Origin of the sequence: Undibacterium sp. Di24W (assembly GCF_049340325.1) — a bacterium.
Classification (GTDB): domain Bacteria; phylum Pseudomonadota; class Gammaproteobacteria; order Burkholderiales; family Burkholderiaceae_D; genus Undibacterium.
Window position 1 is genome coordinate 222258 of the sequence record NZ_JBMPOP010000002.1, and the last position, 23491, is coordinate 245748.

The 23491-nt window shown below is 48.6% G+C and carries 17 protein-coding genes; 10 read left to right on the plus strand and 7 right to left on the minus strand.

What is annotated here, in order from left to right; translation table 11 throughout:
* Positions 1-169 precede the first annotated feature (169 nt).
* The 5 genes from ACO0KZ_RS04495 to ACO0KZ_RS04515 form a co-directional block, all read right to left on the minus strand.
* Positions 170-4936 carry an NAD-glutamate dehydrogenase gene (locus ACO0KZ_RS04495; protein WP_422993171.1) on the minus strand — a complete coding sequence of 1589 codons (4767 nt, stop codon included), beginning with the start codon at positions 4934-4936 and terminating at the stop codon, positions 170-172.
* 1420 nt (positions 4937-6356) lie between these two features.
* A complete protein-coding gene (locus ACO0KZ_RS04500; protein WP_422993173.1) occupies positions 6357-9461 on the minus strand; it encodes a TonB-dependent receptor in 3105 nt (1034 codons plus the stop codon).
* A gap of 628 nt (positions 9462-10089) precedes the next feature.
* Positions 10090-10878: a LytR/AlgR family response regulator transcription factor gene (locus ACO0KZ_RS04505; RefSeq protein ID WP_422993175.1), complete on the minus strand. Its 789-nt coding sequence runs from the start codon at positions 10876-10878 to the stop codon at positions 10090-10092.
* Positions 10879-10891: 13 nt separating this feature from the next.
* Entirely contained in the window at positions 10892-12013 is a 1122-nt protein-coding gene (locus ACO0KZ_RS04510) for a sensor histidine kinase (protein ID WP_422993177.1), read from the minus strand.
* Positions 12006-13145, minus strand: coding sequence for a histidine kinase (locus ACO0KZ_RS04515; protein WP_422993179.1), 1140 nt, complete (start codon positions 13143-13145; stop codon positions 12006-12008). The genes ACO0KZ_RS04510 and ACO0KZ_RS04515 overlap by 8 nt, the downstream gene beginning before the upstream one ends.
* 471 nt (positions 13146-13616) lie before the next feature.
* Here ACO0KZ_RS04515 and ACO0KZ_RS04520 point away from each other — a divergent pair, with 471 nt between their 5' ends.
* The 10 genes from ACO0KZ_RS04520 to ACO0KZ_RS04565 all read left to right on the plus strand — a co-directional run bounded on the left by ACO0KZ_RS04520 (position 13617) and on the right by ACO0KZ_RS04565 (position 21108).
* On the plus strand, positions 13617-14219 hold the full coding sequence (locus ACO0KZ_RS04520; protein WP_422993181.1) for a hypothetical protein: 603 nt from the start codon (positions 13617-13619) through the stop codon (positions 14217-14219).
* 699 nt (positions 14220-14918) lie between these two features.
* On the plus strand, positions 14919-15419 hold the full coding sequence (locus ACO0KZ_RS04525; protein WP_422993183.1) for a hypothetical protein: 501 nt from the start codon (positions 14919-14921) through the stop codon (positions 15417-15419).
* 518 nt (positions 15420-15937) lie between these two features.
* Positions 15938-16225, plus strand: coding sequence for a hypothetical protein (locus ACO0KZ_RS04530; RefSeq protein WP_422993185.1), 288 nt, complete (start codon positions 15938-15940; stop codon positions 16223-16225).
* Between the two features lie 136 nt (positions 16226-16361).
* A complete protein-coding gene (locus ACO0KZ_RS04535) occupies positions 16362-16778 on the plus strand; it encodes a hypothetical protein (protein ID WP_422993187.1) in 417 nt (138 codons plus the stop codon).
* A 90-nt stretch (positions 16779-16868) separates the two neighbouring features.
* Positions 16869-17198, plus strand: a complete 330-nt coding sequence (locus ACO0KZ_RS04540; protein WP_422993189.1) for a hypothetical protein — start codon at positions 16869-16871, stop codon at positions 17196-17198.
* A gap of 111 nt (positions 17199-17309) precedes the next feature.
* A complete protein-coding gene (locus ACO0KZ_RS04545) occupies positions 17310-17675 on the plus strand; it encodes a hypothetical protein (RefSeq protein ID WP_422993191.1) in 366 nt (121 codons plus the stop codon).
* 143 nt (positions 17676-17818) lie between these two features.
* The gene (locus ACO0KZ_RS04550; RefSeq protein WP_422993193.1) at positions 17819-18181 is read left to right on the plus strand and encodes an SMI1/KNR4 family protein; all 363 of its coding nucleotides are present in this window, start codon (positions 17819-17821) and stop codon (positions 18179-18181) included.
* A 67-nt stretch (positions 18182-18248) separates the two neighbouring features.
* Complete coding sequence (locus ACO0KZ_RS04555) at positions 18249-18782, plus strand: GNAT family N-acetyltransferase (protein ID WP_422993195.1); 534 nt, start codon at positions 18249-18251, stop codon at positions 18780-18782.
* A gap of 59 nt (positions 18783-18841) precedes the next feature.
* Complete coding sequence (locus tag ACO0KZ_RS04560) at positions 18842-19405, plus strand: hypothetical protein (protein ID WP_422993197.1); 564 nt, start codon at positions 18842-18844, stop codon at positions 19403-19405.
* A 215-nt stretch (positions 19406-19620) separates the two neighbouring features.
* The gene (locus tag ACO0KZ_RS04565; RefSeq protein ID WP_422993199.1) at positions 19621-21108 is read left to right on the plus strand and encodes a tetratricopeptide repeat protein; all 1488 of its coding nucleotides are present in this window, start codon (positions 19621-19623) and stop codon (positions 21106-21108) included.
* Between the two features lie 28 nt (positions 21109-21136).
* Here ACO0KZ_RS04565 and ACO0KZ_RS04570 read toward each other — a convergent pair whose 3' ends face one another.
* Positions 21137-21412 (minus strand): TfoX/Sxy family DNA transformation protein, encoded by a 276-nt coding sequence (locus ACO0KZ_RS04570; protein ID WP_422993201.1) that lies wholly within the window; start codon positions 21410-21412, stop codon positions 21137-21139.
* A 25-nt stretch (positions 21413-21437) separates the two neighbouring features.
* Positions 21438-23363: a Xaa-Pro dipeptidyl-peptidase gene (locus ACO0KZ_RS04575; protein ID WP_422993203.1), complete on the minus strand. Its 1926-nt coding sequence runs from the start codon at positions 23361-23363 to the stop codon at positions 21438-21440.
* Positions 23364-23491: the final 128 nt, after the last annotated feature.

Here is a 23491-nt window from a genome sequence, read left to right on the forward strand (position 1 = left end):
ATTAGTGTTTTTTTTTCAGAAAAATTTTTATTGATGTTGGATCATATATGATAAATCTCAACTACACATCCATAATTTCACATAATTTCTAGCGCTACTTTCAATTTGAACGAAGCGTGGGCACAAAATTCGTGCCCACTACACAACTTCGATCTAGCTAAGTACAAACTCAAGCCAAACTACGCAACTCCCGCAACGCCACAGACACCGGCGCCAAATCCGCACCCTGCGTGGTAATCGTCGCCAACAATTGATTCAACTTCACGATCGCTGCTGTGTGTTGTTCGCGCCAGCTTGCGATGTCTTCTTGGCGTGATAGCAGTGATTTGGTGACTTGGCTGGCGATGGAATACACGTCGTCGCGGGCACTGCCGCGGGCTTGTGTTTGCCATAGCGTGTCGGTTGGCAGGCGGTTGATTTGATCGCGCCATCCGGTTAAGCCTAATTCGGCATCGACGCCAAAATAAGTGCGGGCGGCTTTTTCTAAATCACTGCTTGTGCTTTGTGCCAGATCGACTAAGTCCAAGGCTGGGAAGATGAATTCCAGCGCGGCTAAGTTTTCTGCTAGGCCTGCTTCGACACCGGCTTTGACCAGGGCTGCGCTGGCTTCTTGTAAGCTGGCGTAGGCTGCGGCTGGTAACCAGGTCGCTACGTTGGCGCGGAGCTCGCGTGCGCCTGGTTGGTAGCGTTGGATCAGCGTTGGCAAGTCGGCATTCGCAGTGCGGGCGCGTAGCATCCAGCGTGAGGCGCGTTGGGCGATGGCGGTCAATTTGCTGAGCAGGTCTAACTGCAATTTAGAATCGACTTTGTAATCGAGCGCATCGATTTGATCCCACAATGCTTCCAGATCAAAAATTTCGCGTGCCAGTGTGAACGCGCGGATCACATCGGCGGCGGAAGCGGCGGCTTCTGAGGCGATGAAATTCACAAAGGTTGCGCCAGTGCGATTAACCACGGTGTTGGTGATAAAGGTCGCGATGATTTCACGTTTCAATTGATGATTGGCGATGGCATCGGCAAACTTCTCAGACAAGACTTGTGGGAAGTAGGCTTTTAACGCACGGCTGAAGAATGGATCGTCTGGCAAATTGGAAGCGACCAATTCATCAAACACGGCCATCTTGGCGTAGGCTAAGACGACGGCGTTTTCTGGTGCGGTTAAGCCTTGTTTGTGCGCGCGGCGACGGGCGATTTCTTCATCGGATGGGAGGAATTCAATCGCACGATTCAGACGCTTTTGACCTTCTAAAGTTTGCATCAAGCGTTGTTGACCATCGAGTACATACAAAGGACGGTGGCAAGCGATGTCGAGTGCCTGGCCTTGGTAGTAATTGTCGGTCAAGACTAAGTGGCCGACTTCATCGGTCATCGAGGCTAACAAATCATTGCGTTGTTTGAGCGTGAGATCGCCTGCTTCGGTGATCGCGCCGACCAAGATTTTGATATTGACTTCGTGATCGGAGCAATCGACACCAGCGGAGTTATCAATCGCGTCGGTGTATATGCGGCCACCTTTTTGCGCGAATTCGATACGACCGTTTTGTGTGCAACCGAGGTTACCGCCCTCTGCCAAGACTTTGCAGCGCAGCTCGTTACCATTGACGCGGAAAGCATCGCTGGATTTGTCGCCGACTTGGGCGTGGGTTTCGTAGGTCGCTTTGACGTAGGTACCGATACCGCCGTTGTAGAGCAAATCGACAGGCGCTTGCAAGATCGCTTTGAGCAATTCAACTGGCGTGAGTTCTTCGGTCTCTATGCCTAGGACGGCGCGGGCTTCGGGAGTTAAGCTAATCGATTTGGCGCCGCGTGGATAAATACCGCCGCCTTTGGAGATCAGGCTCTTGTCGTAGTCTTCCCAGCTGGAGCGCGGCAGATTGAACATGCGTTGACGTTCGGCGAATGACTTAGCGACATCTGGTGTTGGGTCGATGAAAATATGGCGGTGATCGAATGCGACTACCAATTTAATTTGTTCCGACAAGAGCATGCCGTTACCAAACACGTCACCCGACATATCGCCGATACCCGCGACTGTGAATGGCGTGGTCTGCGTGTTGTGACCGAATGAGCGGAAATGACGTTTGACGGATTCCCATGCGCCGCGTGCGGTGATGCCCATTTTTTTATGGTCGTAACCGACCGAGCCACCAGAGGCAAATGCATCGCCGAGCCAGAAGCCGTAATCAGCGGAGACGCCGTTGGCGATATCGGAGAAGGTTGCCGTGCCTTTGTCGGCAGCGACGACCAAATATGGATCATCTGGATCATGACGCACGACTTTGGTCGGTGGTACGACATTGCCTTTGACGATGTTGTCTGTCACGTCCAACATGCCGGACAAGAAGATTTTGTAGCACGCCACGCCTTCAGCTTGATAGGCTTCGCGGTCGCTCATCGCTGGTGGATTTTTGAGGACGAAACCACCTTTGGAGCCAACCGGCACGATGACGGTGTTTTTGACTTGCTGTGCTTTGACCAGACCGAGAATCTCGGTACGGAAATCTTCACGACGATCTGACCAGCGCAAACCACCGCGGGCGACTTTGCCGCCGCGTAAATGCACGCCTTCGACACGTGGGGAATAGACCCAGATTTCGAACAGCGGTTTTGGTTCTGGCACGCCGGGCACTTCGCGTGGATTGAGTTTGAAACTCATGTATGGCTTGAACGCGCCTGTCTCTGTGGTTTGCCACAAGTTGGTACGCAGTGTTGCCAAAATCGTTGCGATGAATTGGCGCAAGATGCGGTCTTCGTCGAGGCTGGCGACTTGGCTCATCGCGGCTTCGATTTGTTCGCGGATATGCTTTTGTGCGACTTCACGATCACCAACAAAATCGGGTTTGAAACGTGCGCCGAACAATTCTGCGATCAATTGCGTGATGCCACAGTTTTTGTTCAAAGCTGCTTCGATATAGTTTTGGCTGTAGGCGAAACCGAGTTGTTTGAAGTAGCGTGAGCATGCGCGCAAGACACCGATGGAACGTGCATCGAGGGCTGTGTTCAAGACCAAGCGATTCAGATCATCGCTCTCGACTTCACCGCGCCATGCCTGGCAGAATAATTCTTCAAAGCGGGCTTTGACTGCGGTGAGATCGGTAGCGACTGGTAATTGCAAACCCAGATCATGAATCCACAATTCGCTGTCGCCATCGGCCACGTGGTATGGATGCTCGTCGAGCACGCGTGCGCCCATGCGTTCTAACACTGGCAGTGAGTCTGACAAAGCCACTTTAGAGGTGTTGTAAATCTTAAAGCGTAACAAGCCTGCGACTGCGTCGAGTGGACGATACAACTTAACCGCCAGTGGGGATGCTTTGGACAGATGCGCCAAGATATCGGCATCTTCGGCACCGCCTTGTGGCGTGAAATCTTCGCGATACGCGCTAGGGAAAGCATTGGCAAAACGATTTGCCAGATCCAGACCACGACCTTCGCCATGCGTGCGCAAGAGTTCAGTGCTGCAATCATCTTCCCAACGCTGGGCGAGTTTGGCGATGCGGGCTTCGAGTGCGGAGACGTTCACATTGGTGCTCATCGGCGCATCGGTTTTGGCACGTACCAAATAATGGATACGCGCTAATGGGCTGTCGGTCAGCATCGGGGTGAATTCGATGGAATGGCCATCTAATGCCGCCATCAATTCGCTACTGATCTTGACGCGCAATTCGGTGTTGTAGCGGTCACGTGGTACGAATACTTGGGCGGAAGTAAAACGACCGAATGGATCACGACGTAAGAACAAGCGTACACGCTGACGTTCTTGCAAACGCAAAATGCCAATCGCGTGATCGGTCAAAGTCGCTGTATCGACTTGGAATAATTCATCACGTGGATAGTCATCGAGAATCGATTGCAAGGCTTTGGCTGCATGGCTCTCAGGTACTACACCCGCTGCGCTCATGACTGCCGCTGTGCGTTGGCGTACTTGTGGTATCTCGCTGACGGCTGCGGAGTAGGCGGTGGACGTGTAGAGACCGAGGAAGCGCGATTCACCGATCACTTCGCCAGCATCATTAAAGCGTTTAACGGCGATGTAATCGAGCCAGGCTGGACGATGTACCGTGGCACGTGTCATGGCTTTGGTGACCAAGACGGTTTCTTCAGAATCAATCAGGGCGACCACTTCTGGTGGCAAGGTGGTTTCGCTGGTTTGTACTTTGCCGCGCAAAATGCCGAGGCCGGAATCTGCTAAGGCGACTAGGCTGACTTGATTGCCATTACGTTTGAGTTCGTAATCACGCGCACCGAGGAAAGTGAAATGGCGGTCTTCTAACCAACGTAAGAAGGCGATACCCTCGCCATGACTTTGATGCGTGCCTGTGAATTTTTCTGAGGCGGTGATGAGTTCTTTGACACGGTTCAACATCGGCTGCCAATCGACGACTGCACCACGTACGTCTGACAAGATGTGGGTTAATTCATCGACCAAAGCTTGTTGTTCAGCGGCGCTGACGATACGGTCGCATTCGACCAAGATCAGGGATTCGACGGCATCATTGCGTCCCGCTGCTTGCGCTGCGGCGACTGTGCTGACCGTATCAATACTGCCATCGGCGTTGCGCGCTACGCTCATCAAAGGATGGACGATCCAATGCGCGGTACGACCGCTGCGGTTAATCGCCATCGTGACGGAGTCAACCAGGAACGGCATATTGTCATTCACGATCTGCACGACCGTATGTTCACTGACAAAGCCATCTTCGGCCAAACTAGGATTAAACACGCGGATCTTCGGGCTATTCGCCGCGCGGGGCGAATCTAACAAGCGCCAATGCGCATTCGCCAAAGCAAACAAATTCGCCGCGCCACGCGTGGTGATTTCATCAGGATCGGTGTTTTCATAATAAGCAGCGATAAAGCCGCCTTGACGTTTGCTGGCTGAGCCAGAATGTTCTTGGGCATATGCCATGAGTTCGGCAAAATGGGATGAGGTCATGCTTGTTCCTTACTTGTTTAAAGTTCAAGAAGTGCCAATTTGTTTTAGTTTTAGTGTTTAATTGCGTACGCTTTCTGGGTAAGAAAGCTTGCAATCAAACGTAGTGGAAAGTCTCTAGAAATTCCCATATTGCAAGTATCCTCCATTCGGGATGGATTGACAAATGCAGCGAGGAAATTCCAACAGCAGGCAGACCACCTGGCAAAGTGGCGCTAGTGTAGCTTTAATTGCATCTATCAGGTGGTAAGACCAGTGCGTGGAAGAACTTAGTTTGGTTTAGATCAAATTTGTTTCGTGGCAATTTAGGCGACCAATGGACGCTGACGATATTGGCTCGACAATTCCCTGCACCGTCAAGGCACGGGTTTCCACAAAAGTTGAGAGGTGAACAAAATACCCTCTCCCGCAAGCGGGAGAGGGCTAAGGTGAGGGTGGTTCAGGTTGACGCAATGCTTTTTCAAAATCATGCTGTAAGAACTGCGGATTGCTTCACCTCAACCCATCCCCACCCTCCCCTTGAAAGGGAGGGGACGTTTAGTCGAGTAGGTCGGTTACTCAATAGCTTGGCGGCGCGGGTTGCACACGCCCTACGAAATTTGTTGTTCTGAATGTTCCCTCTCCCGCTAGCGGGAGAGGGCAAGGGTGAGGGTGACTCAGGTTGGAGAATTGCTTATTCAAAATCATGCTGTAAGAACTGCGGATTGCTTCACCTTAACCCATCCCCACCCTAACCCTCCCCTTGAAAGGGAGTGGACTTTTAGTCGAGTAGGTCGGTTACTCAATAGCTTGGCGGCGCGGGTTGCACACGCCCTACGAAATTTGTTGTTCTGAATGTTCCCTCTCCCGCAAGCGGGAGAGGGCTAGGGTGAGGGTGGTTCAGGTTGGAGCAATGCTTTTTCAAAATCATGCCGTAAGAACCGCGGATTGCTTCACCTTAACCCGTCCCCACCCTAGCCCTCCCCTTGAAAGGGAGGGGACGTTTAGTCGAGTAGGTCGGTTACTCAATAGCTTGGCGGCGCGGGTTGCACACGCCCTACGAAATTTGTTGTTCTGAATGTTCCCTCTCCCGCAAGCGGGAGAGGGCTAGGGTGAGGGTGGTTCAGGTTGGAGCAATGCTTTTTCAAAATCATGCCGTAAGAACCGCGGATTGCTTCACCTTAACCCGTCCCCACCCTAGCCCTCCCCTTGAAAGGGTGGGGACGTTTAGTGGTGCTCCGTCTTATGTAGATAACTAGGGCTTGAAGCGACGCAGATATTGGGTCAGCATTCAATGTCCGTCATTAAAAACCCATAAAAAAAGAGCCACTCGCACAAAGTGCAAGCAGCTCCGAAATCACAGCCACTATCACCCCGGCTGTCTAGCTCAACTACATCTCACAACAAAAATTCACTAAACTTTATTAGCTTGAGTGAAACCAGCTTAGAACCTGTGGTTATACTCCACACGCAGTTTCATGGTACGAGCAGGTGCGTATTGACGAACTTCACCGTAGTTTGACAAGATAGCACCGTCACCACCGTCGTAGGTTTCTCGGCGTGTCAACGCCATCTGCTGATTGGACACGTTAAACACGTCGAGACCAATCACGATGCCCTTCAACGCCACTGGTTTATACGTCAAGCTCAAATCCAAACTGGATTCCGTTGGCATGCGGCCCAAACTTCCGCGTGGCGCCGGTTTGCCGTTACACCACATATAGGCCGCACCGTAGCCGCCCGTTCCCCACTCTGGACCATTCACATTTTTCAAACCCGCTTCTGCATCGAGATCGGTACCTTGGCAAGTTTTTGGACGACCTGACTGAATCAAGAGATTCGCACCGAGTGACCATTCCTTATCGAACTCATAAAAGCCAAAAGCTTTGATGGCATGCGTACGATCATTCGGCAAAACGCCACGGGTGAATGCCATGAACTCTGGGAAATCCCAGTTCGCGGTGGTAGACACATCCTGCTGACCGGTATCAGAATTGGTTTGACCTTCCATATTGCCCGCGCTGCGAGACCAGGTGTAGTTCAACTTACCGTACCAACCATTGGTGAGCGGGTGCTCAGCAAAGAAATCAAGTGCGACGTATTTACGTTCGGCTTTCGGGAAACCCAATTCTGCCGCTGTAAAAGTCACATAACGACCATTCCCTGTAGCCAAGCCTTGCGCATTATGACTTTCAACCCAAATCGTTGCATCGCGGCCTGGGTTAAAGATGAAGCAATTCAAGTAGCCAGTCGGATTACCTTCTTGCTTCAAGCCGACTTTTTTCGAATAGGCAGCGATAACCCGTGTATCGCAATCGTCGTCGATACCTGCACCTAAATTACGGTAGGTGAATTTCGCACCGAGATTTAAACTAGGACTAATAGCTCGCTCTAAGCCAAGTGTAAATTCATCTTGGTAATTTGGTTTCAAACCTTTTGAGACGACGGAGCGTGGATCTTTAGTCTGTCCAATTTCACCATCGGGCGTACCCACCTCGTTGATCGCACGTAAACCTAATGGTTGGCCATTGCTATCCACACCAGTGTAGGTGAAATCTTGACGGGTCAAGGTAGAACGGCTGGCGGCGCGCGCCGATACACGTGTTGGCATTTGTAAGAAATAACGACCTGCGCTACCAAACACTTTCATCGAGGAGTCGCCATTAACATCCCATGAAGCGGACAAACGCGGCGCTAACTGATTCTTCATGTCGACAAATTTTTCGCCATCGCCATTCGTATTATTGTATTGGTCGTTGCGCAAACCAGCCACGATCAAGAGATTCTTTGTCGCTTGATAACGGTCCTCAAAATACTGCGCGGTTTGTTGCGATCCCGCCTGCGTCAGACTTGAGAAAACATTCTCTGTCACGTAGTAGCCACGCGTTCCATAACCGCCATAATTTGCCACAATTGCAGGGCGGCTAATTGATAGATTAGTCGGCACTTTTTCATTGCCGATAGGCACACGGTTATACACCCACGTACCGCCACCAGAGGACTGCACACCGACATTCGACGAAGCCAAATCAACGCGGTCAATACCAGCGCGGAACGTGTGTTCATTCCACTTGTATTCCAAATCCAAACGATAGGACTTCACGTCGTCATCACCAGGGCGAGTCAAGCTGCCGCCGTATTTCACTTTGTTCACATAGTTATTCGGATCAATTTCAGGCACGCGAGTACGAGTAGACGACGCAACGGAATGTATCGTGCCATTTGGATTGCCATCAAAATAGGTCACGCCACGTTTCGCTTTGAGCTGACCGACCAAGGCAGTTAGAGTCAAGGCGTCGGTCAGTTGACCTGTGTATTTCAAGGCATTGGAATCCGCTCCGGTTGAACCAAAGTTTTTGGAAATCGTTTCGGTATATTTTGTCGTATTGTGCGCGCCTGTCGCGACATTGTATCCATAGCTACCACTTCTAGCGGTGGCGTTATCGCCGATGGAAGTCCATTCTACGCGATGGTCATCCGAGATATTCCAATCAAATTTGGCGAGATAACGCGTGACTTCAGTATGGGAGCTCAGCCATCCATCACGCGCCAAGGTATTACTGGTGAGGTCATTCACAGCACTACCATCGGTCAAGTTCTTTTCTACTGCAGCGAACATAAATAGTTTGTCTTGTACCAAAGGGCCGCCCAGGTAGGCACCGTACTGAGTGACTTTGTTGTAGCTGGCATCGTTTTTGAAATGTAAAGTTCCATCCAGATGATCATCGCTACCGGTCTGCGGGAAATAGATATTGCGTGGTTTTGAACGCAAACTATTGGGCGTAATGCTGTAAGAAACACCCGTCTCCCAATTATTAGTACCGCTCTTTGTCGTCACATTCATCACACCACCGATTGAACGGCCAAACTCAGCGCCAAAGCCACCAGTAATGATGGATGTTTGGGAGATTGCACCCCAAGGCAATTGCGTCGACCCGATTTGCGACAAGGGATTAGTCACTGGGAGACCATTGATGTAGTAGGCATTTTCTGAGACACCGCCACCACCAAAACTAGCTACGTTGCCATAAGCCGCATCACCTTTAGTCGTATTGGGTGCCAATAAGACGATGGCCGTCAGATTCGTTTGCATCGGCAATTTTGCTAATTCTTTGCCAGTAAAGATAGCACCATTATTGGTATTGGAAACGTCGATTCTGGAACGGGTGGCAGATACGGTTACTGTCTGTGTAGCATTAGCCACAAATGAAGCTTCAACGCCCTGACCGATAATGATATCGAGTTCTTGGGTATTAGTGACCTTACCTTCTTTTAATAAATCCACCTTGTAGTGTCCAGCCGGTAAAGCGGTCGCGGTATAACGACCTGCTGCATCTAGTGGGAGAATACGTTTTAAACCAGTATCGGTGTTTTGTATCGCAATCGTCGCACCGGCCACGCTATCGACCTTTCCGTAAATCGTACCGGTTGCATTGGATTGCGCATAAGCCGCTTGCATGCCGCCAACCGACGTCAACGTGACGCCAAATGCCATGACTAAGGCATGTGCCAATAGCGTCTTTTTAAAGCTGTGAGTCTTGTTCTGCATATTTTTCCTTGTTGTCTTGATGTTGCACTATGGGTGCACGAAAGATTGCTCTGTTTGACTTGAAGTATTTTTGAGTAGCGCTTGAAGCAAAGACTGATGTTTCAAGATACTTGCCTTTACCATGCGTCTTTCTGTAGAAGAGTCTCCTCCAACCATGCTGTCCGAACGCGATTGAAAAGAAACTCGCATCAAGCCGCCGCTACGTCTTTTTTTGTACATAACCATGTCCTGTTAAAAATCAGTGGCGCTGGCTTTTCGATATCTGAAAAACACGCAATTTTCATTGCCAAGTTTTTCAAATATCAAACTCCAATCTCATCCAGCGATAAGAACTTTGACATAGGGGTTTTCATCTCGCCAGTTTGGCGGGATGAACATCAATAACTTTGGGACAATGTTTTTCGTGTTGGGATCAAATGAAAAAATGCGGGGATGAAGTGTGAGAACTTGTGGTGTTTTTGCACGGAGGATTAGTGCTAGGAGGATTTCGTTTTTCCCTCCTCTTCAAGGGGGAGGGCGAGGGTGGGGATGGGTTTCAATTATGCGTCGAAATTGCAAAGACTTCAACAAGAACCAAGTCTCATCCCCTATACAGTTAGTAGGGGGAAGGAAAAAAGTAAAGCCTGGTTTAGCTCGCCAATATCTGTTTCACTTTTTTGATATGAGTATCACTGACTCTAACTGTATCGCCATTACTCAATAGAACAGCATAGGCACCGTCCTGAGATATTTCTAAAGTGCGAATCGCATCAATGCGAACCAAGGCTGTTCTATGCAAGCGCAAGAATTGCGTCTTAGGAAGCCGTTCTTCCATAGCTGAAATCGTCGTTCTGTGCAAAATCACGCGATCAATCAAATGCAACTCCACGTAATTAGCTGCTGCACTTAACCAAATAATTTCATGAATATCGATACGTTCTATCTTGCCGACCGAACGCACCGCAACATGGCTTAAGTTGGGTGTCGCCGCACCTGACTTTTCCGCATCCTTTTCGAGAAAATAATCTTGCATCACTGCGCTTTGCGCCAATTGTTGTTTGGTCTGCAGCGCAAGTTTGGCACGTGCCAGCATCGCGCCAAAGCGCTCGTCATCAAAGGGTTTGAGTAGGTAGTCGAGTGCAAAAATTTCGAAGGCACTGACCGCATGTTTATTGTAGGCCGTGATAAAGACGATCAGTGGCGGCTGCGGGTATTGGATCAGTTCGCGTGCGAAATCTAGCCCTGACTGAGTCGGCATTTCTATATCTAATAAGACTAGGTCGATGGTTTCGTTTTGCAATAGCAAACGCGCTTGCGCAGTGGAATGACAGCTTGCGACCAACATCCAGTCGGTATGATCGGCTAAAGCGTATTGCATATTGGTCAGAGCCGGCAACTCGTCATCGACCATCATGACTTTGTATTTTTGGGTGTCCATTTTTTCTTTTAACTCAGGAGTTACCTAGGGTCTTTTGAGGAATACTGATCTCAGCAATAAATTCACTTGCTGTCTGCGTCGTCACCAAACTGGCCCGCCCTTGGTACAGTATCTGCAAGCGTTCGCGTGTCGAGGCTATACCTAGTCCATGTCCACCGCTAGCCCTGCTGGGTGCAAACACCGCATTGTGAATACGAAAAATGGTTTTACCATCCACCATGCTCAATTGTATTTCAATGCGGCACTGCTCGTGGTGGGTTTCTACCCCGTGGTGTATCGCATTTTCTACTGATGGCTGCATCAATAGGGGTGGACAAGGCACTGCTTGCCAATCCCTGTCTTCGATATGCCAGACTATCTGCATACGGTCACCAAAACGCAGCAATTGCATATTGAGATAATCGCGCACAAATTGCAATTCATCGGCCACACTCAACCATTCATGCTTACTCGAATCGAGCACATAGCGTAATAGCGCGTTAAGTTGTCTTAAAGCTGTCGCCGCTAACTGCCGGTCCGCACCACGGACTAGCGCGCTGATACTATTGAGCGCATTGAATAAGAAGTGTGGCTTTAGCTGTCCCTGCAAGAGTTGCAGGCGTAATTCCAAACTTTCATTTTGTGTGGAGATCAATTCCAATTCACGTGCCACCGTACGTTGCCAAGCGGCGAAACCTATTTGTAAAAAATAGGAAAAGAGAATCAAAAACATATCGATCCACAGATAAAAGGCCGAGAATTTCTTAATCTCTGGCAGAAAAAGTGATAGCGGTTTATCTGCGAACAGCAGTGTGATCATCACCTTATTTGCATTCAGTAATGGCAATCCAAAAACAACCATCAATAGGGCGCTCATTATCATGTAGCGGGGTTTCAATATCTGTTCTGGCTTATACCAAATAGCTACCGCAAGTAGGCAATTCCCCAAAGACAGTGGTGTAATGATGAGCCAATATTGAAGCAATATCGACGCTTTGGATTGCGTCAGCGTATTGGGTTGGGCATCCAAAAAAAAGGCCAGTGCGTGAAACACGGCGATACAGCTCCACAAACTAAACAGGAGCGCGCACATGACGATCAATTGCCGAAGCTTGCCTGCCTTGCCAACAAATAATTCTGTTCCTTGTCTAGGCATCACTCAACTCCGGCAAACGAAAGTCTAATATTATTCCGTGGGCGAATACTTCTGAGTCTGAGTGACGCACAAAGCTAATCGCAGCGTCTTTGCCTTGCAATAACGCAATACGTAGTTGCGCCGCCTGCAATTCTTCGGTCATTGTTGGCACGTGCCCAGCGTCGGCACTGAAATCTAGCGCCAAATGTAAAACATTCCGCACTATACCTACCTGAACACGGATATGCCCCTCCGCGTTCTGCAGGTTCCCTTGCATATTGCGTACCGCGTAATCAAACAAGGGATACAGTAGCAATGGCGGAATCTGGTGCGCCGACCAATCTCGTGCCTCTTGCGTCCATTCGACTTTCAGGCGATCAGCGAAACGTAGATTTTGTAAACTCAAATAATCTTTTGTAAAACGAAATTCACTATCGATACTAATCGCTGTCTCTTGCGAAGATTCTAAAACATAGCGTAACAAATCACTCAAACGTGCCAAGGCGCGCGTGGCCATCGGCCCTTCAGCATTGATCAGCAAATTCTCTATCCCCTCCAGCGAACTGAACAAAAAGTAGGGTTCAAGATGCGAGCGCAATTGCAGCAATTTCAGTGCAAGTATGTCTTGCCGCGATTGGCTGGCAATCATCAATTGCTGACGACTACGTTGCCAATAGCTGGAGGTTAAATGCGCCGACAGAATACATAACAGAAACATCACATCCACCCACATTTGCATAGGTGAAAACCGTTGCACAATCTCATCCCAACTGGGTTCATGCTTATTCAAACGATAGGCAAAGAAAGCATGTTCATAGATTATGTACACAGGTAAAAAAACCAGCATCAAAAACAGAAGAATCTTCAAGGCCAAGCGCCATTGGATACTTTCACGCAAACTCGCAAAATACAGCGTCAAACCGGTACTCAGCAGAGCCCAGGGCAACAAGACCACAAAAAACTTAAACAGCTGCCGTTGAATATTGGTAGCCACGCCCACATTGCGCAGGTCATAAAGATTCGCAAATGTCGCCAAAAAGAGTAAGACCGTCCACAACAACCAGACAACAGCAATCGATCGCCACAAACTCTTTTTAGAGCCGCCGATATCGTGTACTGTCGTCAATCTGGTTGGGTCGAAGCTAGCCTGCATGGGCGTAAGGGTATCAACAATAGAGGAATGTTACAGCTTGACACGACTTAGGGATAAAAGCATCTGGCTTGGGATCAATTGAGAAAAATTTGGGATGGGTAGGTGTGGGGAAATCCATTACTGCGTTCAGTAGAGATAAAAAAATATTGCGGCAGAAAGCATATGTAGCGCTTGCTGAGGCAATTGATCGCTGACATCCACGGAGCCGACAATTAAGCACAATCAATCGACCGAGACTGAACTGAACTGAACTGAACTGAGCATTGTTTGCTTGACGCACTGAGATGGCTTGATAAAATGACTAGCTTTAGTGCGTGACACTTTTTGTAAGTATTTTGGTGCGGTGAAAATCTGACCTACTTTGCTGAGAACTAGTATTCATGCTGCTTTGGAGCGATTTTGTGAAAAGTTTTATGCATCTCGTTGAAAAATTAGGCGACATGATGTCGCTTATATCTAGTTAGGACTAATATGGTTTACCGAATCTTGTTTGGAGTTATTCTTGAGTGTTTCGTAAACCTTGCTATTGGTGCTGAGGCCGCAAATGTCGACTATGAAAAAGCTCGCATGAAATTTGCCGCAGACCCTGCATACAAGCCTTATGCTATTTTGGGTATAGAAAGCGCGATGACAAAACAGGCCATGCAACTTTGGAGGGATGGTGATTCGTTCGCAGCTTTGAAAAAATTAGATGAATTATTAGCGATTTATCCTTTTAGCATAATGGCGCACAAGATGATTGGAGATTCCTACGAATCGTTAGTTTCACCCAATAATAAGCCAGCGCAAAATGCAGAATTAAAGCGACTATCAAAAAAATATCTAGAAATTGCCGAGAAAATAATTACATCCATTACTAGAGGCACCCAATGTTCTTCGTTTAAAGATAACTGCAGAGTTATAAATATTGCGGAAGAGGAAATGGTTTTGTGGCGCCTTGGATTCTCCAAGAAAAAGCAAAGCTTAGATAAACATAATGGCGATAGCTATGATGTCCTGCAAGCGGAAAACGGAGCAGGAAAAAAGCAAAAATTTGTGTTCAATACTTCAGTTCTAAATGCGGATCATAAATAACTTAATGCCTCTTAACCTCACAATCGACTTGGACGCAATGTGTAGGTCATTTTTGCGTTGGACTTCATGAAATTCCTGTCAAGACTATTCGCAAGGAAGGTGTCCACGTCCGTTGCGGGGTACTCGCTTTACAGAATGGGTTCAAGCACCTCTGAACCCGATGCCCTGTGGTTGTCGTACGAATGGAATGACTCATTCGAAAATCGTGAGTGGCGCCCCTGTGTGAGGCGCTTCCTGCAGCAAGTCGAAATGTGCGGTTTGGAGATCAAGGAGATTCCCTCACCTTTATTCACACCTGGCGAAGACTTTGTTGAAATTAAATTTCTTGTAGGCGGTGTTCCCACAAGCTTCGCGTCGGATCTTTTGCTGTCCTTGATCGTCATAACATCTGAAGATCCTAGCGTACTACGAAACGTATGGAACAACATTGGCAATAAGGTTGGGTGGGTCACTTAACGGCGACGCCTAAGCTCCCGTTATGAACTTCCTCCCAACGTGCAAAAAATTAATCAATACTTCTGAAGTGTGGAATAAGCCTGCGCCCGCCCTACATGACTTAACATCGTTTGCTTGACGCGCTGAGATGGCTTGATAAAATGACTAGCTTTAGTGCGTGACGCTTTTGTAAAAATTTTGGTATGGTGAAAACCGACCCTACTTTGCTGAAAATGAGTATTCATGCTGCTTTGGAGCGATTTTATGAAAAATTTTATGCGTCACGTTGAAAAGAAACCAATGACCTATCGCGCACTGTTATTTTTTGTAGCCTCATTTATGTACTCGCATGCGGGCGCCTGTTCTTGCGTGAGACCTTATACCGTTCAAGATAATGTTACTGGTGCAAACGAAATTTTCGTGGGCCGAGTAGTTGCTATGAAAAAGCTTGCCTCTCATCCTAGCCTACCAGGTTGGTCTGGCGTTCAGGCCGAGGTTGAGGTTACACAAAACTTGAAGGGCAATAGTCAAAAGCGAACGACCGTAATAACAGGCAAAGGCAAGGGAACTTGTGGAGTTCCAATGCTTGCTGGTATGTCATACGTATTTTTTGTAAACGAAAAGCGTAAAATTAGTATCAGCAATGGTACAAGAGAATACGTTAAGGGACACATAGATAGCGACCAATACGTCAGCGAAATCAAGTCCTATGTCGCCCCTCTCTCTAACTTGTCGTTGCACACAGACGCGCAGGCGCCCCATTGAACTCAAACGTTAGACCAGCAATGCGTACATCTATACTTCTCCTGTCAGCCTGCAGCGTCCTAGCGCTAGTAGTCGTCGCAGGCTCATGGCTGAACACTGCAGAGGTAATTTAGGTTCGAGCCGTTGAGGTCGTTCCGCTGTTCGACCCAGAATCTCTTGCTGGCAAGATCGGTGATGCACCGAAACAGGTAGGAGAGATGATGGTAGGTGAAGAGCTAACAGTCGTGGCGTGCGTTGACAGAAAGTCCGATATCGACGTCCACGCTGCATATCAGGGCAAGGTGGTCGCTGTCGGAGAATGGAAGGCAAAGGCCCAACTGCTTCGGGCTCACGCGTACCCATGGGAGCATGGTGCTACAACCTCCTGCCAAGGCTTATTTGAGAGTATCTCCTCGCATGTCTAGCATTTCGGCCAATACGGACAAGCAACATCAGGTTGCCGCCTCGCGGCGTATGTTGCTTACCGTTGGCCTCAGACGTTGAAATGCTCAATGAAATGCCTTTGCGGAACTGAAGTAATGTTGGCTGACGAAATCATGGCAAGCTATGGTCCCGATCAGGAATCACTAGCACGAGTTGTGGCTATCGGTTTAGATTTGGCACTGAATGACATTGATAAATCATTCTATGAATGGGCAAAAAATGAGAATATTATTAGCAATCAATCTGTCGTAGTTGAGTGGATAGAAGAAAACCCACTATCTCACAACAATCCAGATTTTGCGCCCGTTGGCAACTATATGACTCTTTCATCATTATCAAGTGAAACGTTCAAACGAAGAGGGCACGATGACCGTCAGGGCTAAAATGTTTCAGTAGGGCGGTCGAACGGAGTCGCTGGTAAGGTCTTCTTGTTCTTTAATTCTGGTGACGGCGTCCCGTTCATCTAAATGTTAGGAGTTAAAAATAAAATCATCTCCATCCTTGGCCTTGCTTTCAGGAATGACTGTTTCACATGTCTGGCTCGGTATTGGTTCTGCACTTTTTCTTGAACTTGGTACGCTGTCCGAAGGGAACAAACGAAAAGACGGCTCTTTGGGCAACTCCATTGGAGAGGTTACCGTTATGGTTGATTTCGACTGGAGAGTGGAACGTCAAAGATCTATTCTCGGCGGTAGTCACGACACGCCAAAGCGTCGCATATCAATTTCTAATTTACTGTTAAACACTACTATCGTTTCGGCTCAGACAGTTGGTAGAATTCCGGAGCTTCAAATGCAGCTTTCAAATAAATTATGGATTTCAACTTTCAGTCACGATAAGGGGCAACCAACCTGGGCGGTTGGCTTTAATTCGCTGGGTTTAGGTTGGCTTTGCGTTGAAAGAGGAAAGCTTTGTGTTGACCGACGAAACTCCTAACAAGGCATTGGATAATGACGTCGTGTTAACATTATTTCTTCGTGCTGACCGCAACTCGCGGCGAACATCACTTTTGCGTTAAGGAGAAAAATGTTCTTTGCTCATCGAACTAAACAGCGATTTCGAACTGCGCTAGTCGCTCTTGCTGGCTTTGCCTGCCTAGTTGGTATTGTAGTGGCGGTGTTTCCCGGCGAAGACAAGAGTTTCGTGTTCTCTTATTTTTGGTGGATGCTGGCTATTCCTTTAGGACTGGCAGCCTATGCTGCATTTGAGCTATTCGGCACATGGAGTCTCAGTTTGCCTTTCTGGCAGCGTATGCCAAGTTGGGCGCGTGTACTGCTCCTTGTCGTACTGATATGTGCCTTTGTTGTAGCGACTCTTTTCGCAAGTCTATACTTTGGGGACGATCTTGCATTCTAAGCTTGTACCCACCCCACATAACTGCTTTGGAGAAATTTGATGAAAAGAGTTATGCGCCCGGTTGAATTATTATGCGACATGATGTCGCCTATATCTAGTTAAGGCTTGCTTATGACATGGTACTCGGCACACGCAATTCTTTATGTTAAATTGAAGTCAGGGCAACAAGATACGTTTCCTGTATGGGAAACTATTTACTTAATTGCTGGGGACACGCCGACCGAAGCATTGGAGGAAGCACGAAAGTGCGGTCTAGCTGCATCTGGTGATTCTGATGGGTCTTTTACATGGGGCGATCAACCAGCGGAGTGGGTTTTCGCTGGAATCCGGAAGCTGATAACTGTTTCACATAGAGGTATTATTGAGCAACCGATGAGTGGCGACGAGGTTTCGTATTCGGAGTTCGAACTTCCAACTCTGGATGCAGTCATGAACCTTGCGAATGGCAAGGACGTCATTTTGGAATACTTAGAATGAGTACAGTCCTTAACTTAACGCTCGATACGTATACTTTGCATATCGGTGCTTAGCTGTTCAGAATTTTTTCAACCTTCTGCTCTTCGGTTATGGTGCATTGCGCACAGCACCGATCAGCTTTGCGTTAAAAGGCTAGCGAGTACATGGAAGCAACTAAGAAGATTGCAGAGCTTGAAGTTTGGTTGGGACTTCGTCTGCCTGAAATGTATGCGCAATTTTTACGTGGCCATTCCGAGAAAATATTTGGTGATCGCGTTCTGCTTTATTCTGTGGAAGACCTCATTGAGCGCAATTCAGTCTATGAAACCAAGGTCTACTGCCCTGGACATATTGCCATTGGCGATGACAGCGGAGGACGCGCATTTGTGATTCCTCTCGAAGAATGGATGGGCTCTGTTTTTGTCGTTGACCATGGCGATATGACCAAGGACGGATTTAATTTAGTAACGACAAATTTTGATGACTGGATAAAAAATGACTGTGCCGTCCCCGTTTACGCCCTTTAACTTGTCGGCCAACTCGGAATCAACGATGAGGCTCTTGAACCCGTCAGTTTTGCTTTAGGAGCCATATATGCAACCAATCCGCTACGTGATTCCTACAGATGCAAAGAACTTGGCCAAATTGGCTGAGGAAACATTCCGAGAGACATTCGGCCATATGAATTCTGTGGGCGATATGAGTCTTCATTGCGCTTCAAGTTATAGCGAAGAAATTCAGACGGCAGAGATTTCAGACTCCACCAAGCTCACGCTTGTGTGCGAAAGCGATGGAAAATTAATCGCCTTTGCCCAGCTTCGGTGGTCCGAAGCACCAGACTGTGTGCCTGCGAAACACCCCGGAGAGATTCAAAGGATTTATGTCTCCAGCTTGTGGCACGGGAAGGGTATCGCACAAGAATTAATGACACGCTGTATCAAAGAAATTGAAAACCGAGGATGCGATGTTATCTGGCTGGGTGTATGGGAGCACAATCCAAGAGCTATCGCCTTCTACAGAAAAATCGGCTTCTCAGAGGTTGGAAGCCATGTTTTTCCTTTAGGCACAGATCCGCAACGAGACATCATCATGATTCGTCCCGTCTCTACTGCTATTCCTTGTACATAACCCGTAGGTCAAGCGAACCCGACTACGTTGGGTCGCATAACTCTTTTCATTAGGCTTCCATGTCCAAGATCAATAGTGATGCGATCAGCGCAGTAATCGCCTCTGAACTCCAAGACGGTGAAAATGTCGTCTGGTCAGGTACGCAAAATCCAGGACGGTTCGTCAACGCATTTTTGCTCAAAGCTCTGATTCCTGCTCTTTGGACTGTTTGCCTGATCCTGTTCGCCGTTATGACGAATGCAGAGCTGCATTGGGCAGACACCTCTAGGTGGGAGAGTTTTCATTGGGCGGCTGCATTTGTAGCCTCGATTGGCCCCATAGGTATGCTCGCGTCAGTCCTGGCATTTAAAACACAACACCCCACGATATACTTCGTGACCAACCGTCGCGCTGTAGCCATGTCGGGCAAAGGCTTTGGTCGCGTGGAGTCCTATTGGCCAGATCAGCTCAACAATACAATTCGTACCAAGCGCCCAGACGGAACGGGAGATATTCAGTTCGAAAGGGTGCGGCAAATTGATGGTAGCGGGGAATTCGTCGTTCGAATTCATGGCTTCTACGGAATTCAAAATGCCGATCAAGTCGAGCGTCATATTGTTGAGCTTCGCCAAAGCGTCCAATAGCCGCAGCCTTTAAGCGTCTAGGTTCTAAGGCTAGCCTTGTAGGGCGAGTATGTTTTTTGTGACTTCGATACACAGAATTCGAGAAATATCGTTCAATTTCTAGTTCAGCTCGGATTGTACCTACCCTACACAATAAGTTCGGCACATGAGGTATTCGCAATTCTGTCTCATCCCCAGCCCTTGCATTTGCGCTTACATTCCTTTCTAATCTGTGTATGAACACCCCAAACTCCACTGCCCAAGGGCTATTCAAGCAAGCCTACGCCTTACATCAGCAAGGTAAAATCCAACAGGCAAAACCGCTGTATGAGCAAATCATTGCGATGGCGCCTGAGTTGACTGACGCCTATTTGTTATTGGGCGTGATTGCGCAGCAAATGCGCGATTCGCAACTGGCGATTCGTTATTTTGAAACGGTGATCCAACAACAACCTAACTTTGCTGTGACGTATTGCCATTTAGGCGTGGCGCAAAAAAGTTTGCAGTTATTCGATCAGGCATTGAAAAGTTATGATCAGGCGATTGCACTAGATCCACGTTTGCCCGATGCTTTTTATAATCGTGGTATTTTGAAAGCCGAGTTGCGCGCCTATGACTCAGCTATCCTCGATTACGATGCGGCGATTGCCTTGCGACCTCACTATCCCGAAGCCTATTGCAATCGCGGTATCGCCCTACGCCAATTACAAGGTTTTGCGGAAGCGCTGACCAGTTACACCCAAGCCCTCGTCTTGAGACCAGATTTCGCGGATGCTCTATACAACCGTGGGTTGTGCTGGCTGCAACTGGGCGATTTTGCGCAGGGTTGGCCAGCCTACGAATGGCGATGGCAATGTCAAGGTATTAGTTCGTCTAAAAATCGCAGGACGTTTGCTGCACCTTTATGGTTGGGCGAACAGGGTTTAGCAGGCAAAACCATCTATGTGTACAGCGAACAAGGCTTGGGCGACACGCTGCAATTTTGTCGTTACATCCGCGTACTCAAAGCGATGGGGGCTACCGTGATACTCGAAGTGCAGGCGCCATTACTTAGCTTATTGCAGCAGCTCGACGGCCTTGATCAATGCATCGTACGTTCTGAATCCTATCCGCAGATGGATTATCAGATTCCATTGATGAGCTTGCCCTTGGCTTGCAAGACGAATGAACTTGCCGCCATCCCTGCCTCATCAGCCTATCTCAAAGCGGATCAAGCCAAGTCTGAATATTGGCGACGGCGCTTAGACCAATTGGCTGGTCGCAAAATAGGGCTGGTATGGAGCGGTAGTGCCAGTCATAAGAACGACCAGCAACGTAGCTTGGATTTAGCAAGTCTGCTTTCCAACTTGCCGCATCAGGCAGATCAAATCCAATACATCAGTTTGCAAAAAGAATACCGCGCTCAGGATGCCGAGCTCATGCGGGCGCATCCTGAGATTTTGGATTTTTCCACTGAGTTACATGATTTTTCTGATACAGCAGCGCTTTGTCAGGCACTCGACTTGGTGATTAGTGTTGATACCAGCGTCGCACATCTGGCAGGTGGTTTAGGCAAAGCCGTTTTACTATTGCTACCGTGGATAGCCGATTGGCGTTGGCTACAAGATCGCGATGACAGTCCTTGGTACCCCACATTCGAATTACTACGACAATCGCGTACGAATGACTGGAGTGATGTATTGGCGCAGCTACCTGCCAAGATTCAGCAGCATTCGGCTTTATGATGGCGTACGTGCAATTCGCCAGACGGCGCTAGGGGATTCCCATTTCTTCTAAACGCAAGAGTATCTCCAAACGACGCTCGCGTTTGATGTCCTGCCAGTGACGATTTTCTTGTGCACCCATGATGGCGTACAGCATGTTTAAACTGGTCGAGGGGAAAACTTGTTTGAGTTGCAGGTAGAGCCCGTAGGGTTCTGCCGCCAATATATCGGCGGCGGTATGGATGCCGATTTGGCGCAACATAGCACTGGATTTAGGGCCGAGACCTGCCAACTTTTCCAATTCAGTTTGCTGCGCTTTCACCATACCACCGCCCTTGTGTCTAGCGGGACTAATCGCCCAAGCCCTTTTTCAAGTTGTCCACGCCACCTACCACAGGTAACAGCAAAGACGTCTGCGCCAAATCCACGCTCAGCTCGGTACCCGCTTTTGGCCATAGAGTGAAGTCCTGATCACTGGACATGATCATCAGCGCCAAACGTTTACCCGCTGGAATGACTCGGTCCATAGGTTGAAGATCAAAAGTCAAGTCAACGAATTTGCCTGGTACCAGCGCTGTGCCTGGCAACTTGGAATCATAGTTACCGGTCTTGGTCAGAGAGCGATGATTTTGAGGATCAGCCCAGGCGCGGCTGACGACACCTAATTGTCCTGCTGAGCCTACGGCTTTTTCATCAAATGGCAAAGTAACTAACCAAACGGATAAATTAGCCGCAGCTTTGTTGGCAGCGACACGGATTTTGATACTAGGCGTGCCGGATAAATGCACCGCATCGGTCAACTCGGACGTGGCGTAAATCAAGCGATGTGGTGATTGCTCGGCACTGGCTAATACGCCGCCTTTGAATTGCACGTCGTCGATAATTTTTTCTATCGCACCTTTGGTTTTAGCGACAGCTTTAAAACTCAAGCTACCTGCTTTATTGCCGCCAGCGCCTAAGAATAGATTCACGTTGCTGGCTTCAGGATTTGGGAAGTCGAGATAGGGCGTGGGTGCGGCACCGCGTTCTGCGTTTTCGCGCATGATCATCGCGCGGGCGTCTTTTTCTACGCCGTTGTCGATGCCGTACAAATAATGCGAGAACCAGCGATTACGCATTTCCATCGGTGGTGGTCCACCGTGGCCACCGTGGTGTAAGAATAATTGCGTAGCCACGCCATTTTTCTTGAGCGCTTCGTAGATGCGAATAGAGTGTTCTGGCATCACGTTCCAGTCATGTTGACCGTGGGCGAGCAGGGTGGCAGCTTTCACGCCTTTGATCTTAGCGAGCAAATCACGATCTGCCCAAAAGTCATTGTAGTCACCATTTTTACGATCAAATTTTGCTGGATACAGGCCATCACGTATAGTGGCGTTGCAATAGGCGCGTTTTTCAGGTGCACCACTGTAGATGAAATCATAAAGCTGATCCACATCTTCACCAAGATAGCCGCCCGGATGACGTACCAGACCGTTACTACGATAGTAGTGGTAATAAGAGGTATTCGGTGCAATCGGGATAATCGCTTCTAAGCCTGCAACGCCTGTGGTCGCCGCAGCCAGTGGAATGGTGCCGTTGTACGAGGTGCCTGTCATACCGACTTTGCCTGTCGCCCAGTTTGCTTTCACTTCTTCCGTACCATCAATGCTGGTATAGCCTTTGGCACGACCATTCAACCAATCGATCACAGCCTTGGGTGCTAATTCCTCTGGTGCGCCGCCGACTGTGGGGCAGCCTTGGGATAAGCCTGTACCAGGCGCTTCTGAGTGGACCACTGCGAAGCCGCGTGGCACCCAAGTGTCGATCTCGGTTCTGGCGATCTCAGGACGCACTGGGATGAATTTTGCTTGCTCATTGATCGGACGTGCCGGCGGTGCTTCGCCTAATTCATGCTTCACGTCCCACATTTTTTGATTCTTCATAGTGCCCGCGAAATAAGGCGAAGACTCATACACGACGGCGACTTTTAAACCTTCGGTATCGGTTTGCAAAGGGCGCGTGACATCGACGTGAACGCGATCTTTTTTGCCGTCACCATCGCTGTCAAATTCGGTTTCTACCCACAACTCTTGCTTGATCCATTTAGTCTTGTCCTGAAAGCCCGGTACGATTTGCGCCTGACCGTTATAGAAAACCGGCGTTGTTTTCGCCGCTGACGAAACAGGTGCTTGCGCGGTGGCGAGGCTGGCAAATCCGCTTATCAAAGCGGCACTGACTGCTGTCGCTAAAACCGTCGTTGGCCGCATACGAGGCTTAAAGTTATTTGTTATTTTCATAGTGTCTCTCAGGTTGTCGAAGTTTGATCAGCGAACTAAGTTGCGCATCGAACATTGAATAGATAGTAAGGACGCAAGCACAGATAGACTCTGATTATGCCAAGAAGTTTCGACTAAATATATCAATG

Bases quoted from the DNA above. Each gene is read 5' to 3' on its own strand.
- ACO0KZ_RS04495 (WP_422993171.1), bottom strand. From the start codon at position 4,936: ATGACCTCATCCCATTTTGCCGAACTCATGGCATATGCCCAAGAACAT.
- ACO0KZ_RS04500 (WP_422993173.1), bottom strand. From the start codon at position 9,461: ATGCAGAACAAGACTCACAGCTTTAAAAAGACGCTATTGGCACATGCC.
- ACO0KZ_RS04505 (WP_422993175.1), bottom strand. From the start codon at position 10,878: ATGGACACCCAAAAATACAAAGTCATGATGGTCGATGACGAGTTGCCG.
- ACO0KZ_RS04510 (WP_422993177.1), bottom strand. From the start codon at position 12,013: ATGCCTAGACAAGGAACAGAATTATTTGTTGGCAAGGCAGGCAAGCTT.
- ACO0KZ_RS04515 (WP_422993179.1), bottom strand. From the start codon at position 13,145: ATGCAGGCTAGCTTCGACCCAACCAGATTGACGACAGTACACGATATC.
- ACO0KZ_RS04520 (WP_422993181.1), top strand. From the start codon at position 13,617: ATGGTTTACCGAATCTTGTTTGGAGTTATTCTTGAGTGTTTCGTAAAC.
- ACO0KZ_RS04525 (WP_422993183.1), top strand. From the start codon at position 14,919: ATGAAAAATTTTATGCGTCACGTTGAAAAGAAACCAATGACCTATCGC.
- ACO0KZ_RS04530 (WP_422993185.1), top strand. From the start codon at position 15,938: ATGTTGGCTGACGAAATCATGGCAAGCTATGGTCCCGATCAGGAATCA.
- ACO0KZ_RS04535 (WP_422993187.1), top strand. From the start codon at position 16,362: ATGACTGTTTCACATGTCTGGCTCGGTATTGGTTCTGCACTTTTTCTT.
- ACO0KZ_RS04540 (WP_422993189.1), top strand. From the start codon at position 16,869: ATGTTCTTTGCTCATCGAACTAAACAGCGATTTCGAACTGCGCTAGTC.
- ACO0KZ_RS04545 (WP_422993191.1), top strand. From the start codon at position 17,310: ATGACATGGTACTCGGCACACGCAATTCTTTATGTTAAATTGAAGTCA.
- ACO0KZ_RS04550 (WP_422993193.1), top strand. From the start codon at position 17,819: ATGGAAGCAACTAAGAAGATTGCAGAGCTTGAAGTTTGGTTGGGACTT.
- ACO0KZ_RS04555 (WP_422993195.1), top strand. From the start codon at position 18,249: ATGCAACCAATCCGCTACGTGATTCCTACAGATGCAAAGAACTTGGCC.
- ACO0KZ_RS04560 (WP_422993197.1), top strand. From the start codon at position 18,842: ATGTCCAAGATCAATAGTGATGCGATCAGCGCAGTAATCGCCTCTGAA.
- ACO0KZ_RS04565 (WP_422993199.1), top strand. From the start codon at position 19,621: ATGAACACCCCAAACTCCACTGCCCAAGGGCTATTCAAGCAAGCCTAC.
- ACO0KZ_RS04570 (WP_422993201.1), bottom strand. From the start codon at position 21,412: ATGGTGAAAGCGCAGCAAACTGAATTGGAAAAGTTGGCAGGTCTCGGC.
- ACO0KZ_RS04575 (WP_422993203.1), bottom strand. From the start codon at position 23,363: ATGAAAATAACAAATAACTTTAAGCCTCGTATGCGGCCAACGACGGTT.